At 65.8% G+C, this 12,944-nt stretch carries 15 protein-coding genes; 5 read left to right on the forward strand and 10 right to left on the reverse strand.

Annotation, left to right across the window (positions count from 1 at the left end; all coding sequences use genetic code 11):
- Nucleotides 1-24 precede the first annotated feature (24 nt).
- From Lysil_RS05055 to Lysil_RS05080, 6 genes are read right to left on the reverse strand one after another with little or no spacing between them, the layout of a single operon-like run.
- The gene (locus tag Lysil_RS05055) at nt 25-1,467 is read right to left on the reverse strand and encodes an RNA polymerase factor sigma-54 (protein ID WP_103074429.1); all 1,443 of its coding nucleotides are present in this window, start codon (nt 1,465-1,467) and stop codon (nt 25-27) included.
- 44 nt (nt 1,468-1,511) lie between these two features.
- Nucleotides 1,512-2,231, reverse strand: coding sequence for an LPS export ABC transporter ATP-binding protein (gene lptB, locus Lysil_RS05060; RefSeq protein WP_103074430.1), 720 nt, complete (start codon nt 2,229-2,231; stop codon nt 1,512-1,514).
- Nucleotides 2,232-2,233: 2 nt separating this feature from the next.
- A complete protein-coding gene (gene lptA, locus Lysil_RS05065; RefSeq protein WP_165782387.1) occupies nt 2,234-2,737 on the reverse strand; it encodes a lipopolysaccharide transport periplasmic protein LptA in 504 nt (167 codons plus the stop codon).
- Nucleotides 2,715-3,284, reverse strand: coding sequence for an LPS export ABC transporter periplasmic protein LptC (gene lptC / locus Lysil_RS05070; protein ID WP_165782388.1), 570 nt, complete (start codon nt 3,282-3,284; stop codon nt 2,715-2,717). Before lptC ends, lptA begins: the two co-directional genes overlap by 23 nt.
- Complete coding sequence (locus Lysil_RS05075; RefSeq protein ID WP_103074433.1) at nt 3,281-3,823, reverse strand: KdsC family phosphatase; 543 nt, start codon at nt 3,821-3,823, stop codon at nt 3,281-3,283. The genes lptC and Lysil_RS05075 overlap by 4 nt, the downstream gene beginning before the upstream one ends.
- Nucleotides 3,824-3,833: 10 nt before the next feature.
- Nucleotides 3,834-4,823, reverse strand: coding sequence for a KpsF/GutQ family sugar-phosphate isomerase (locus tag Lysil_RS05080; RefSeq protein ID WP_103074434.1), 990 nt, complete (start codon nt 4,821-4,823; stop codon nt 3,834-3,836).
- A gap of 59 nt (nt 4,824-4,882) precedes the next feature.
- On the opposite strand from Lysil_RS05080, the gene Lysil_RS05085 reads away from it, so the two are divergent.
- Together Lysil_RS05085 and murA are read left to right on the forward strand one after the other, a co-directional pair.
- A complete protein-coding gene (locus tag Lysil_RS05085; RefSeq protein ID WP_103074435.1) occupies nt 4,883-5,125 on the forward strand; it encodes a BolA family protein in 243 nt (80 codons plus the stop codon).
- 24 nt (nt 5,126-5,149) lie between these two features.
- Nucleotides 5,150-6,430: a UDP-N-acetylglucosamine 1-carboxyvinyltransferase gene (gene murA, locus Lysil_RS05090; RefSeq protein ID WP_103074436.1), complete on the forward strand. Its 1,281-nt coding sequence runs from the start codon at nt 5,150-5,152 to the stop codon at nt 6,428-6,430.
- Between the two features lie 172 nt (nt 6,431-6,602).
- Here murA and Lysil_RS05095 read toward each other — a convergent pair whose 3' ends face one another.
- Genes Lysil_RS05095 through purM form a run of 4 tightly spaced genes read right to left on the reverse strand, consistent with a single transcriptional unit; the run spans nt 6,603 to nt 9,835 of the window.
- Nucleotides 6,603-7,259: a DUF3108 domain-containing protein gene (locus tag Lysil_RS05095; RefSeq protein WP_103074437.1), complete on the reverse strand. Its 657-nt coding sequence runs from the start codon at nt 7,257-7,259 to the stop codon at nt 6,603-6,605.
- The gene (locus Lysil_RS05100; protein WP_165782389.1) at nt 7,256-8,053 is read right to left on the reverse strand and encodes a DUF3108 domain-containing protein; all 798 of its coding nucleotides are present in this window, start codon (nt 8,051-8,053) and stop codon (nt 7,256-7,258) included. The genes Lysil_RS05095 and Lysil_RS05100 overlap by 4 nt, the downstream gene beginning before the upstream one ends.
- A 20-nt stretch (nt 8,054-8,073) precedes the next feature.
- The gene (gene purN, locus Lysil_RS05105; protein ID WP_103074439.1) at nt 8,074-8,736 is read right to left on the reverse strand and encodes a phosphoribosylglycinamide formyltransferase; all 663 of its coding nucleotides are present in this window, start codon (nt 8,734-8,736) and stop codon (nt 8,074-8,076) included.
- Between the two features lie 4 nt (nt 8,737-8,740).
- Complete coding sequence (purM, locus tag Lysil_RS05110; protein ID WP_103074440.1) at nt 8,741-9,835, reverse strand: phosphoribosylformylglycinamidine cyclo-ligase; 1,095 nt, start codon at nt 9,833-9,835, stop codon at nt 8,741-8,743.
- A gap of 90 nt (nt 9,836-9,925) precedes the next feature.
- Here purM and Lysil_RS05115 point away from each other — a divergent pair, with 90 nt between their 5' ends.
- The 3 genes from Lysil_RS05115 to hda are packed head-to-tail and all read left to right on the forward strand — an operon-like array spanning nt 9,926 to nt 12,943.
- The gene (locus Lysil_RS05115) at nt 9,926-11,080 is read left to right on the forward strand and encodes a DUF2066 domain-containing protein (RefSeq protein ID WP_103074441.1); all 1,155 of its coding nucleotides are present in this window, start codon (nt 9,926-9,928) and stop codon (nt 11,078-11,080) included.
- Nucleotides 11,077-12,249, forward strand: coding sequence for an AI-2E family transporter (locus Lysil_RS05120; protein WP_103074442.1), 1,173 nt, complete (start codon nt 11,077-11,079; stop codon nt 12,247-12,249). The genes Lysil_RS05115 and Lysil_RS05120 overlap by 4 nt, the downstream gene beginning before the upstream one ends.
- Before the next feature lies 1 nt (nt 12,250).
- Nucleotides 12,251-12,943 carry a DnaA regulatory inactivator Hda gene (gene hda / locus Lysil_RS05125; RefSeq protein WP_240600143.1) on the forward strand — a complete coding sequence of 231 codons (693 nt, stop codon included), beginning with the start codon at nt 12,251-12,253 and terminating at the stop codon, nt 12,941-12,943.
- The last annotated feature ends 1 nt before the right edge of the window (nt 12,944 follow it).

Raw genomic sequence — 12,944 nt, forward strand, 5'->3', positions numbered from 1 at the left:
TGAAAATTTCGTCAACACGTTTCGTTAATTCATGCGCACGCGTTCGTTCGACGGTGGAATGCGCATGAGGTCACGATATTTGGCGATGGTGCGCCGGGCGACCGGGATTCCGGCCAGCTTCAGTTTGTCGGCCAGTGCGGCATCCGACAGCGGCTTGCGCGGATCCTCGGCGGCGACCAACTGGCGCAGCATCGACTGGATCGCGGTGCTCGATGCTTCGCCGCCACCGCCGGTGTCGATGCCCGAGGCGAAGAACGCGCGCAAGGGCAGGGTGCCGCGCGGGGTGCGCACGTGCTTGCGGGCGATCGCGCGCGAGATGGTCGATTCGTGCAGCGCGAGTTTCACCGACAGTTCGCGCAGGGTGAGCGGGCGCAGCGCCTGTTCGCCGAATTCGAGGAAGCCCGCCTGTTCGCGCGCCAGGCAACGCACGACGTTGAGCAGGGTTTCGCCGCGGGCGCGGATGCCTTTCAGCAGCCAACGCGCTTCCTGCAATTGCCCGCGCAGATAGCTGGCGTCGTCGCGGCTGGCGCGGCGGATCATCCGCACATAGCCTTCCTGGATACCGATGCGTGGCACCGAATTGCCGGTCAATGCCACTTTCCACACGCCGCGATCGCGCCAGATCACCGCATCCGGGATCACGTAGGTGTCCTGTTCCAGCGGCGCCATCGCTGCGCCCGGTTTCGGGTCGAGACTGCGCAGCAGGGCGATGGCCGCGTCGGCGTCCTCGCGGCTGCAACCGAGCAGGCGCGCCGCGCCTTCCGCGCCGAGTTTCGGCAGGCGTTCCAGTTGCGGGCCGCACAACGTCAATGCGAGATCGCGTTCGCGTGTCGGCGGCAGCATGCGCAATTGCAGCGACAGGCATTCGCCGAGATCGCGCGCGCCGACGCCGGGCGGATCGAAGCGTTGCAGCTGCGCCAGCACCAGTGAGATTTCATCCGCGCTGGCATCGATCTCGGGGTGCAGGGCATCGGCGATCGCGACCAGCGGATCGCGCAGGTAGCCGTCGTCGTCGATGGCATCGATCAGCGCCACGCCGATCGCCTGCGCGCGGGCATCGAGCGGACTCAGGTGCAATTGCCAGCGCAGGTGTTCCTGCAACGATTCCTGCGCGGCCTGGTTGAGGCGGGGATCGTCGCCCTCGTCATCATTGTCGCCCGGCGTCCATTGGCCGACGACATCACCTTCGTCCAGCGTCCAGGTGTCGTCGCCGGCATCACCGGAGGATGTCTCGTCGTTGCGCGGCGATTCGTCATCGGCCGGCTTGGCATCGTCGCCGTCCTCGCGCGCCTCGCTGGTGCTCAGCTCGCCATTCTCCAGCCAGTCGAGCAGCGGGTTGCTCTCGATCGCCAGCGTGACTTCCGCTTCCAGCTCCAACGCCGACAGTTGCAACAGGTGCAATGACTGGCGCAACTGCGGCGTCAGCGACAGTTGTTGCGATTGCGAGAGATTGACCTGTTGCTTCAAACCGCCTCCGGGGGAATCGGGCGGTCTCCCTCAGACTGTGTTTGTCACAGACGGAAAGATTCGCCCAGGTACACGCGACGCACGTCGGCGTTGTCCAGCAGCTCCGCCGGAGCGCCTTGGGCCAGGACCGCGCCTTCATTGAGAATATACGCCCGGTCGCAGATGCCAAGCGTCTCGCGCACGTTGTGGTCGGTGATCAGCACGCCGATGCCGCGATCCTTGAGGTGGCGGACGATGCGCTGGATCTCGGTGACGGAAATCGGATCGACGCCGGCGAAGGGTTCGTCCAGCAGCATCAGGCGCGGGCGTGCGGCCAACGCGCGGGCAATTTCGACACGGCGACGCTCGCCGCCGGAGAGGCTGGCGCCCATCTGGTCGGCGACGTGGGCGATCTGCAATTCGTCCATCAGCGATTCCAGCTCGCGACGGCGACCGTTGGCGTCGAGGTCGGTGCGCAGTTCCAGCACCAGGCGGATGTTGTCCCGCACCGACAGCTTGCGGAACACCGAGGGTTCCTGCGGCAGGTAGCCGACGCCGAGCTTGGCGCGGGTATACATCGGCAGCGGGGTGATGTCCTTGCCGTCGAGGGTGATCCTGCCGGCATCGCCCTGGACCAGTCCGACGATCATGTAGAAGCAGGTGGTCTTGCCGGCGCCGTTCGGTCCGAGCAGTCCGACCACTTCGCCGGCATCCAGCGTGAGTCCGAAATCGCGCACCACTTCGCGCGACTTATAGCTCTTGCGCAGTCCTTCCGCGGCCAGCATGGTCAGGCGCCCGACTTCGGCTGCAGGACCATGTGCACGCGCTGACCGGGACCGCCGCCGCTGTTCACCGTGCCGGTCTTCATGTTGTAGGTGACCTTCTCGCTGTTGAGCGTGCCCTTGGGCTGGGTGATAACGACGTTGCCGGTGAACACCGCGATGTCGGTGTCGAGGTTGTAGTCGACGTTGGCGGCGGTCGCCTTCATCGGCGAACCATCGTCGAGGATTTCGGTGAGCACCACCGGCGAACCGGTCATCAGCATGCGGTACGCCTTGCCCTTCCTCGACCACACGGTGCCGTGGGCGCCCTTCGCCGTCATGGTGCCCTGGACCACCGAAACATTGCCGTCGAGAATGCTCGGCGTATCGTCCTTGGTCGACATTTGACCTTGGTCCGCCTCGATGTTGGTCGGCTGCTTGCGATCGGAGGTTTTCGCCACCGCCACGCCGGACACGGCGAGAACCAGCAACGATGCGGTGAGCAGACTAGCGCGCAGCTTGGGGGGCATACTGGATCCTGACTTCATTGTGGAGCACGACGCGGTCCTGGTTGAAATCGGCGTCCAGCCCGCGACCCTTGATTATAGTGCCCGGCTTGGTGATCACGACCGCGTCCTGTGAGGTGGCGCGTTCCTTGCCCTTCTCGGTGAACACGTCCAGCGTCGGGCTGGCAATGCGGCCCTGGTTGGCGTCGCCTACGGGAGAATCGACCACCGCATCGCCGCGCAGCTTCACCTGCTCGCCCTTGGCGCTCACCCACGCGGTCTTCGCCGTCGCTCGCCAGCGCCGGTTGTTGCGATCGGGGAACAGGAAGGTCGGGGTATCGAGATCCATCGCCTGGGTGTCGGGATTGCGCCGCAACTGGGGTGCTGACACCGTCAGCGCTTCCGTGCCCTGCTGGTTGAGGGAGACCATGGTGAAATCGTTCAGCACGTAGTCGGGGCGATATTCCGCCGGACCGCGGGTCTTGAGATGGTTGTTCTCGTTCCAGATCGCCAGGCCCGCCAGCACGGCGGCCACACTCAATGCCAGCGTCAGCCAACCGCGCCAGCTCACGGGTGTTCTCCCAGTGCGAGGATGGCGTCGAGCTTGCCGTGTGCGGCCAGCAGCAGGTCGCAGGCATCGCGCGCGCCACCGCGGCCGCCCTTGCGTGGGGTGATCCAGTCGGCTTCGGCGAGGACCCACGGATGGGCATCGGCCGGCGCGATCGACAGGCCGACCGCGCGCAGGGTGGCGAGATCGGGCAGGTCGTCGCCCATGAAGGCGACTTCATCCATGGCGATGCCCATTTCCGCAGCGATGGCCTGCATGCGTGCCAACTTGCGGCGTTCATGGGTATGGATGTGCTGGACACCGAGCGATTGGCCGCGCAGTTCCACCAGCGGACTGATGCGGGCGGTGACGATCGCGGTATCGATCCCGGATTCGCGCAGCAGGACCATGCCCATGCCGTCCTGGGCATGGAAGCTCTTGAATTCGTGGCCGTGGTCGTCGAACTGCAGGCGGCCGTCGGTCAGCGTGCCGTCGACATCGAAGCCGATCAGGCGGATGCGGGCGGCGCGCGCGAGCAGGTCGGGGGTATAGGGAGGATGCATGAATGGCCGATCACACCACGCGGGCGCGCAACAGGTCATGAATGTTGAGGGCGCCGACCACCCGGCGCTTGCCGTCGACCACGACCAACGCGTTGATCTTGTGCGCTTCCATCAGCTGGGCGGCTTCGATCGCCAGCGCGTCTTCGCTGATCGTGCGCGGCGTTTTCGTCATCAATGTCGCGATCGGCGTGGCACGGACGTCGATACCGTCATCGTCGAGGGTGCGGCGCAGGTCGCCGTCGGTGAACAGGCCGAGCAGGTGGCGTTCGCCATCGACCACGGCGGTCATGCCGAGCCGCTTGCGGCTCATTTCCACCAATGCTTCGCCCAGCGTGGCATCGGCGGGGACGGTGGGCACGCTGTCGCCGCCGTGCATCACGTCGCGGATATGCAGCAACAGGCGGCGGCCGAGGCTGCCGGCCGGGTGCGAACGCGCGAAGTCCTCGGCGGTGAAGCCGCGTGCTTCCAGCAGGGCGACGGCCAGCGCATCGCCCATCGCCAGCGCGGCGGTGGTGCTGCTGGTCGGGGCGAGATCGAGCGGGCAGGCTTCGGCGGGCACGCTGACATCGAGATGGACGGCGGCTTCGCGGGCGAGGGTGGAATCGGGACGTCCGGTCATCGCCACCAGCACATTGCCCTGGCGCGCCAGCACCGGCAGCAGCATCAGCAGCTCGTCGGTTTCGCCGGAGTTCGACAGCGCCAGCACGGTATCGGCGTCGGTGATCATGCCGAGGTCGCCGTGGGCCGCTTCGCCCGGATGAACGAAGAAGGCCGGGGTGCCGGTCGAGGCAAAGGTCGCGGCGATCTTGCGCGCCACGTGCCCGGACTTGCCCATGCCGACGCAGACCACGCGGCCACGGGTGGCCAGCAGCAGTGTGCAGGCGCGGCTGAAGTCGCCGTCGATGCGCGCAACGACCGCACGCAGGGCTTCGATCTCGATGTCGAAGACACGGCGGCCGCTGGCGGCGAAGTTGGGTTTGGCGGGTCCGGTGACGGACATTTCCCCGGGTTTCCTTTACTCTTGTCGCGGTCATTGTAGCCGTGACCACGTCGAGACCGATGCGCGCCGAAATCATCCAGGAATTGATCGAAACCGGGTTGCCCGGCGCTCGCGCGCAGGTGCAGGGGGCCGATGGCGTCCATTTCGAGGGCGTGGTGGTGAGCGCCGGCTTCGAAGGCAAGTTGCCGTTGGCCCGTCACCGCATGGTCTACGCCACTTTGGGCGAGCGCATGGGCGGCGAGATCCACGCGCTGTCGTTGCGCACCCTGACCCCCGCCGAGGCAGCCGCCGCCGGCTTGTAAGTTCGTCGTGATTCGAGAGACCTGATGCAGAAGATCGTGGTGCAAGGTGGGGTCCCGCTGCGGGGCGATGTGCGGATTTCCGGGGCCAAGAACGCGGTATTGCCGATCCTGTGCGCCACTTTGCTGGCCGACGAGCCGGTGGCGATTTCCAACGTGCCGCACCTGCACGACGTGGTGACCACAACGCGCCTGCTGGCCGGCTTGGGCGCGGGCATCACCATCGACCAGGGCACCTTGGGTACCGGCAAGGCGAGCGCGGTGGAAGTCGATCCGCGCAGCGTCAACAGCCACGTCGCGCCGTATGAACTGGTCAAGACCATGCGTGCTTCAGTGCTGGTACTCGGCCCATTGCTGGCGAAATACGGTCAGGCCGAAGTGTCGCTGCCGGGTGGCTGCGCCATCGGTTCGCGTCCGGTCGACCTGCATCTGAAAGGAATGGAAGCGCTGGGCGCGACTGTCACCGTCGAGCATGGCTATATCCGCGCCGAAGTCGAAGGCGGTTTGCGCGGCGGACGCGTGGTGTTCGACATGGTGAGCGTGGGCGCGACCGAGAACGTGATGATGGCGGCGACGCTGGCGCGCGGCACCACGGTGATGGAAAACTGCGCGATGGAACCGGAGATCGTCGATCTTGCCGATTGCCTGATCGCGATGGGCGCGAAGATCGAAGGTGCCGGCACCCCGCGCATCACGATCGAAGGCGTGGAGCGCCTGCACGGCGCGCATCACGCGGTGCTGGCCGATCGCATCGAAACGGGAACATTCCTGGTCGCTGCGGCGATGACCGGCGGTCGCGTCACCGTGGTCAATGCGCACGCGGCATCATTGGACGCGGTGCTGCAGAAGTTGGAGCAGGCGGGCGCGGAAATCGTCGTCGCTGGCGACCGCATCACGCTGGACATGCAGGGCCGCCGCCCCAAGGCGGTCGATATCGCAACGGCGCCGCATCCGGGTTTTCCCACCGACATGCAGGCGCAATTCATGGCGATGAACTGCATCGCCGATGGCGCGGCGATCATCAACGAGACGATCTTCGAAAACCGCTTCATGCACGTGCAGGAGTTGCAGCGCCTCGGCGCCGACATCCACGTGCAGGGCCATTCGGCGATGGTGCGCGGCGTGCCGCAACTTTCCGGTGCGCAGGTGATGGCGACCGATCTGCGCGCGTCGGCGTCGCTGATCCTTGCTGGCCTGGTGGCCGAAGGAGAGACGACGATCGAGCGCATCTACCATCTCGATCGCGGTTACGAGCACATCGAGGAAAAGCTGTCGGGACTCGGCGCGCGCATTCGGCGCATTGATTAGCGCGCGCGGCAGGCCAAGGCATCGCCCGGCTGTGCGCCTTGCGGTTCGTCCGCAGTGGCCGACCATTCCGCCGCATGGATGCAGCGGCTGAGCCTACACGGACGTATTCACGGTGTGTCGGCCACTGCGGATAACCGCTAAAGGCACACAGCCGGGCGATGGCTTTCCGCCCTCAATCGATGCTCTGCAACTTGAGATCGATGTTGTCCTGATTCTTGTGGATGCGCACCGGCACCGGATACCCGGTCGCGACCCACAACACCAGGTCCTCGCCAGTCACCTTCGTCGCCTGCACCTGCTTGCCGGCGATGGTCAGCGTTTCCTTGCCGGCGATGGTGAAACTCACTGACTTCGCCTTGCCGTTGTCGACCAGACGATAGTGCAGCGGCTTGCCGGCCTCGACATCGCGGACGACCGCGAGATTCATCAGCATCGCATCGACATCACCCGCTTGCAACGCGACCGGGCCGCGACGATCCGGCTTTACCTTGCCCGACCATGTCGCTTCGCGCTTGCCCCAGTCGTAATTGGCGTTGCGCAGGTCGGATTTGAACAACACGTTCGTCGCGTCCTGTCCGCTGAGCGGGCGCCAGTTGCCGCCGACGTCCTCGAAGGTGGTGCTCTGCTTCGCCGATCCCACGCTGGCAGTGATCGACATGCTGTACTTCCACTCGTTGCCGCCCTGCGACACCAGGCTCATCTTGCCGGCGCCGGCCATGCCCATGTAGCTGGCCTGATAGGTGGCGTTGAACGGCTTCAGTGCAGCGTGTGCCGACAGGCTGGCAGCGAACAGGCCGGTGGCCAGCAGTGTGGTGAGGATCGGTTTCATTTCGCGGGGCCCTTGTAGTCGGTCAACAGCAGTTCGAGTGTGCCGGTATCGCCGTCTTTCTGCACGATGCGCACCGGCGTCGGGACATTGTCGGAGACCCAGGCATCCATGCCGTCGCTGCCGGCATTGGTGCGGCTGACATGCCAGGCATCGTAGGAGAGGTCGCCGACAGTGATCGTTTCCTTCGCGGCGGAGGTGATGAACGCCTGCAAACGCGCACGGCCGTTGTCGACCACGCGGTATTGCAGCGGCTTGCCGGCGTCGGCATCGCGCACCACCGCGAGGTTCACCAGCAGCGTGTTCATGTCGCCGGGCTGCAACGCCACCGGCGCACGACGCTTGCTGCTGACATCGCCGGTCCACTGTGCGCTGTTGCGCGACCAGTCGTAGCTGCCGGTGATGCGCTGGCTGCGCAACAGCAGGTTCTTGATCGTGGCTTGGCTAAGCGGGCGGAACGTATCGCCAACGCGTTCGAACACCGTGCTTTGCTGGAGGTTGAGCCCGGCGAGACCGGCCAGTCCCTGGGTGCCGCGGATGCCAAGATCAAGCCGCCAGCGGCCACCGCCGAGATCGACTACCTGCATCGAGGCGACGCCTGCGGGACTGCCATTGCGCGCGACGGAATACGTCGCCCGGAACGGCACCAGGACCTTGCGCGGCAGGGGCGGCAGCGCGGCATCCGGCGCAACGATCACTTGCGGGCTGGTGGGCGCGGGCACAGTCGCCTGGGCGATCGCCAGTGGCGACAACACGCAGGCAAAGCCCGCCAAGGCGCTGGCAACAAACGGTTTCACAATGGGGAGACCCGTATTCATCATTCCGCGAACTCTAGCCGTCGCGGTGTAAACAGCGTATGACCGTCGAGGATCGCGGTCGAGTCGCGTTCATGCAGGCGGCCCGCCACCGCCCAGCGCAGCACTTCCGGCAGCAGCAGGTGTTCCTGCACCAGCACGCGCGCTGCCAGCGTTTGTGGGGTGTCAGTAGCTTGCATGGGAACGGCGACTTGGGCGATGACCGCGCCGGCATCGAGTTCGGGGATGACGAAATGGATGCTGGCACCATGTTCGCGATCGCCGGCTTCGAGCGCATGGCGGTGGGTGTCGAGCCCGCGATGGCGCGGCAGCAGTGACGGATGCACGTTCAACATGCGTCCGCGGAAGCGTTCGACGAAGGCGTTGCCGAGGATGCGCATGTAACCGGCGCAGACGATCCAGTCCGGGCGCGCGGCGGCGATGGCATCGCCCATGGCCTGCTCGAAGGAGGCGCGGTTGGGGAAATCGCCCGGTTTCGCACTCCAGCGCAGTTCGGGCGCCACGTGTTGCAAGGCGGTGCAGGCCGGTTTGTCCGAGAACACGCCGACGACTTCCGCGTCCAGCGTTCCGGCGCTGATGGCGGAGAGGATCGCGTCGAGATTGCTGCCGCGACCCGAGCACAGCACCGCGAGGCGCGGCAGCGGCGATGCCTGCACGCCGCTCATGGCATCAGCGGATGTGCAGGCGTTGGTCGCCGTGCGCCGGCGTGACCTGGCCGATCGGCCAGTGCGCGAGGCCAAGGCGATCGAGGTCCGCATTCACCGCGGCCACGTCATTGGGCGCGACGATCAGCACGAAGCCGACGCCGCAGTTGAAGGTGCGCCACATTTCCTCGCGCGGCACGTTTCCTTCGCGCTGCAGCCAGTCGAACACGGCGGGCAGTGGCCACGAGGATGTATCGATGTCCAGGCCGAATTCCTTCGGCACCACGCGGATGATCTTCTCCACCAGTGCGCCGCCGGTGACGTGGGCCATCGCGTGGATATCGTGTTTCGCCAGCAGTTCCAGCACCGGCTTGACGTAGATGCGCGTCGGCTCCATCAAGGCATCGGCCAGCTTGACGCCACCCACTTCCATATCCAATGGATTGCCGGCACGTTGCAGGATCTTGCGGATCAGCGAATAGCCGTTGGAATGCGGGCCGCTGGAGGCGATGCCGATCAGCACGTCGCCGCTGCGCACCTTGCTGGAATCGACCAGCTTCGATTTCTCCACCGCACCGACGGTGAATCCGGCGAGATCGTATTCGCCGGGCGGGTACATGTCGGGCATTTCCGCCGTCTCGCCGCCGATCAGCGCGCAGCCGGCGATCTCGCAGCCCTTGGCGATGCCGGCGACCACGTTCACCGTGGTTTCGACATCGAGCTTGCCGGTGGCGAAGTAGTCGAGGAAGAACAGCGGTTCGGCGCCCTGGACCAGCACGTCGTTGACGCACATCGCCACCAGATCCTGGCCGATGTTGTCGTGGCGATCCAGCTGCTTGGCGAGGATCAGCTTGGTGCCGACGCCATCGGTGCCCGAGACCAGCACCGGTTCCTGGTAGCGACCGGCAAGATCGAACAATCCGCCGAACAGGCCGACGCCGCCCAGCACTTCCGGGCGCATGGTGCGCCGGACCAGCGGTTTGATGCGTTCCACCACCTCGTTGCCCGCGTCGATATCGACCCCGGCGTCGCGGTAGGTCAGTGGCGTCGGACTCTGGGACACGGCGGAAATTCCGGGAAAACGGCCTGCAAGTTTAAAACTTAACCCGGGTGTCTGCATGCGTGGCGCGGGTTGGCGGGGCGTCGGGATGGACGCATCACGCCCCGTGCGGCACCATTCACGGGTGAGGTTGGCCCGCAAGGAGCCCTGATGCGAGCGTTCAAACTGTTCTGCTGCGCGTGCCTGCTGGCGCTGGCGATGCCGGTCGCGCTGGCCCAGCGCGTGGAAGGCGATCGTGCTTCGGCCGAAGGCCAGTACGCGACCGAGGTCGTGGTGCGCAACCAGTCCGAGGCCGAGCGCAACAATGGATTTTCGCGCGCGCTGCTCAAGGTGCTGTCCAACGTGTCCGGCGAGCGCAATCCGATCGCCCGGCCCGGCGTGGCCGATGAAATCCGCAATGCCAAGGACTATGTCACCAGCTTCGATTTCCGCCAGGACGAGGGCGTGTCGACCACGGGCGCGCCGACGTTCAAGACCATGCTGGTGGTGCGTTTCAACCCGGCCAAGGTGACCGATCTGGTCGCCAGGACCGGCATGTCGAGTTGGCCGGAACCGCGCCCGAAGCCGGTGCTGTGGCTCGCCATCGATGATGGCAGCGGTCCGCGCCTGGTCGGCTTGGCGCAGGCCAATGCCGCGCGGCCGGTACTCGATCGCGCCAAGGGGCGTGGTTATCGACTCGGCTTGCCGACGGGCAGCGCCTCGGAACAGGTGATGGCCGGTTCTATCTGGCGCAGCGATGTCGCCGCCGTGGCGCGCGCATCCGCGGCCTACGATCCGCCGATGCAACTGGTCGGCAAGCTCTATCGCACCGGTGCGTCGTGGCGCGGCGACTGGGTCTTCGTCGACAAGGGCAAGGTGCTGGCGCGCTCATCCACCAGCAATGCCGATGCCCGCGTCGCGATGGCGGGTGGCGCCGACATCGCCGCCGATGCGCTGATCCGCAAGTACGCGCGTCCCGGCAAGCCGGTGCCGAAGCAGAACAGCAACGAGGTCGCCGATTTCACCATCCAGCTGGTGGGCATCAATTCCAGCGAAGACTATCTGCGCGCGATGGCGTGGCTGGAAAGCCAGCCGCAGGTCAAGCGCGTGGTGCCGGTGGATGCCACCGCCGACGGCATGCACCTGCGCATCTCGGTTGCGGGCGGTGGTGCCGGACTGGCGACGCTCGCCGCCAATGGTGGCGTGATGGTGCCTGAAGCTGCACCCGCATCCACGTCTGTGCCGGACAACAGTGGCGATGGCAAGAAACCTGCCGTCGACACCGACAAGACGCCGCCACTGCCAACCGTTTACCGGGTGCGATGAACACGGACTCGCCGCGGGCGTCGCTCGCCGGGATCGCGGCGTTCTACCAGCGCGTGCAATTCGCAACGCTCGCGCTCGCCGTGCTGTGGTTGCTGTCGCATCTCGCCTCGGTGCTGGTGCCGTTCCTGGTGGCATTGCTGCTGGCGTGGCTGGGCGATCCCTTCGTGCGTCGCCTGCAGGCGCGCAAGCTGTCGCGCAATCTCGCGGTGGTGCTGGTCTACCTGGGGATGCTGCTGATCGTGGTGATCGCGGCGTTGGTGCTGGTGCCGTTGATCGAGCGTCAGATCGCGACGCTGATCGCGGCATTCCCGCGCTATCGCGACTGGTTCCTCGCCACCGCAATCCCGTGGATCGAACATCGCTTCAACGTGCAACTCAGCGACTGGCTGGATACCGGACGCATCACCGCCTGGCTGGAAGACCACTGGAAGCAGGCGGGCGGTTATGCCGGCACCGTGCTCGGCGTGGTGTCGCGCTCGGGCTTCCGGATGCTCGGCTGGGCGGTGAACCTGGTGCTGATCCCGATCCTGACGTTCTTCTTCCTGCGCGACTGGGACGACATCGTGCGCCGCATCACCGCGCTGGTGCCGCGCGACCACGCCGATCTCGCGCAGCGTCTGGCCAAGGAGTCCAGCGACGTGTTGCGCTCGTTCCTGCGCGGCCAGTTGCTGGTGATGCTGATCCTCGCCATCCTCTACGCGGTCGGACTGCGCGTGGCCGGCCTCGAACTCGGCATCCTGATCGGCATGCTCGCCGGCCTGTGTTCGTTCGTGCCATATCTTGGTCCGATCGTGTTGTTGCTGTTGGGCTGCGGCGCAGCGCTGGCGCAATATGGCGACTGGCATTACCTGATCGGCGTGTTCGTGGTGTATGGCGTCGGCCAATTGCTCGAAAGCTATGTGCTCACGCCGAAACTGGTCGGCAAGAGCATCGGCCTCGGCGAAGTCTCGGTGATTTTCGCGGTGATGGCGGGTGAAGCGCTGTTCGGTTTCCTCGGCATGCTGCTGGCGCTGCCGGTGGCAGCCGTCGGCAACGTGCTGATGCGCCACGTCTACCAGACCTATCTCGCCAGCAGCCTCTATCGCGGCGACGAGCCGGCGCAATCGCAGCTCATCGTGCCCGGCAGTATTATTGACGAGACGCACGGCAACAGCGACGTTCCCGGGTGACGTGAGCCGGCATCGCATCCAACTGCCACTGGCGCTGGCCACGCGCGCCGATCGACGCTTCGGGGATTTCGTCGGCGCTGCCGCGCGGATATTGGCGGACGGCATCGACGCTGGCGACCAGCGTGCCTGGTTGCTGACCGGACCCGCTGGCGTCGGCAAGACGCATCTGTTGATGGCGACGCACGCAGCGCATCCGCAAGGTTCCGCGTATCTGGCATTGCCACAAGTGGCCGGCAGCCTCGCCGATGTCGCGCCGATGTTCGAGCAGCATCGATTGCTCGCGCTCGATGGCCTTGAAGCGCTCATCGGACATCGCGACGACGAGGTCGCCTTGTTCGATCTCCACAATCGCGTGCTCGATCACGGAGGGCAGTTGCTCTACGCAGCGCGTTCGCCGCCGGAACAGCTTGCATTCGCGTTGCCGGACTTGCGTTCGCGCTTGACGCAGGCGACGCGCCTGCCTTTGTCGCCACTGGATGAAACGCAGCGATCGGAGTTGCTGCGTGCGCGTGCGGCACAACGCGGATTGGTGTTGGATGATGCCGCAGCGGAGTGGTTGATGCGTCGTTGCGAGCGCGATCTCGGCAGCCTGATGGACGTGCTGGATCGACTCGATCACGCTTCGCTGGCAGCGCAGCGTCGCCTCACCGTGCCGTTCTTGCGCGAAGTGCTGGGCAGTCGCGACGACGGTTGAA

The sequence above is a fragment of the Solilutibacter silvestris genome (genome assembly GCF_002895945.1).
GTDB lineage: Bacteria > Pseudomonadota > Gammaproteobacteria > Xanthomonadales > Xanthomonadaceae > Solilutibacter > Solilutibacter silvestris.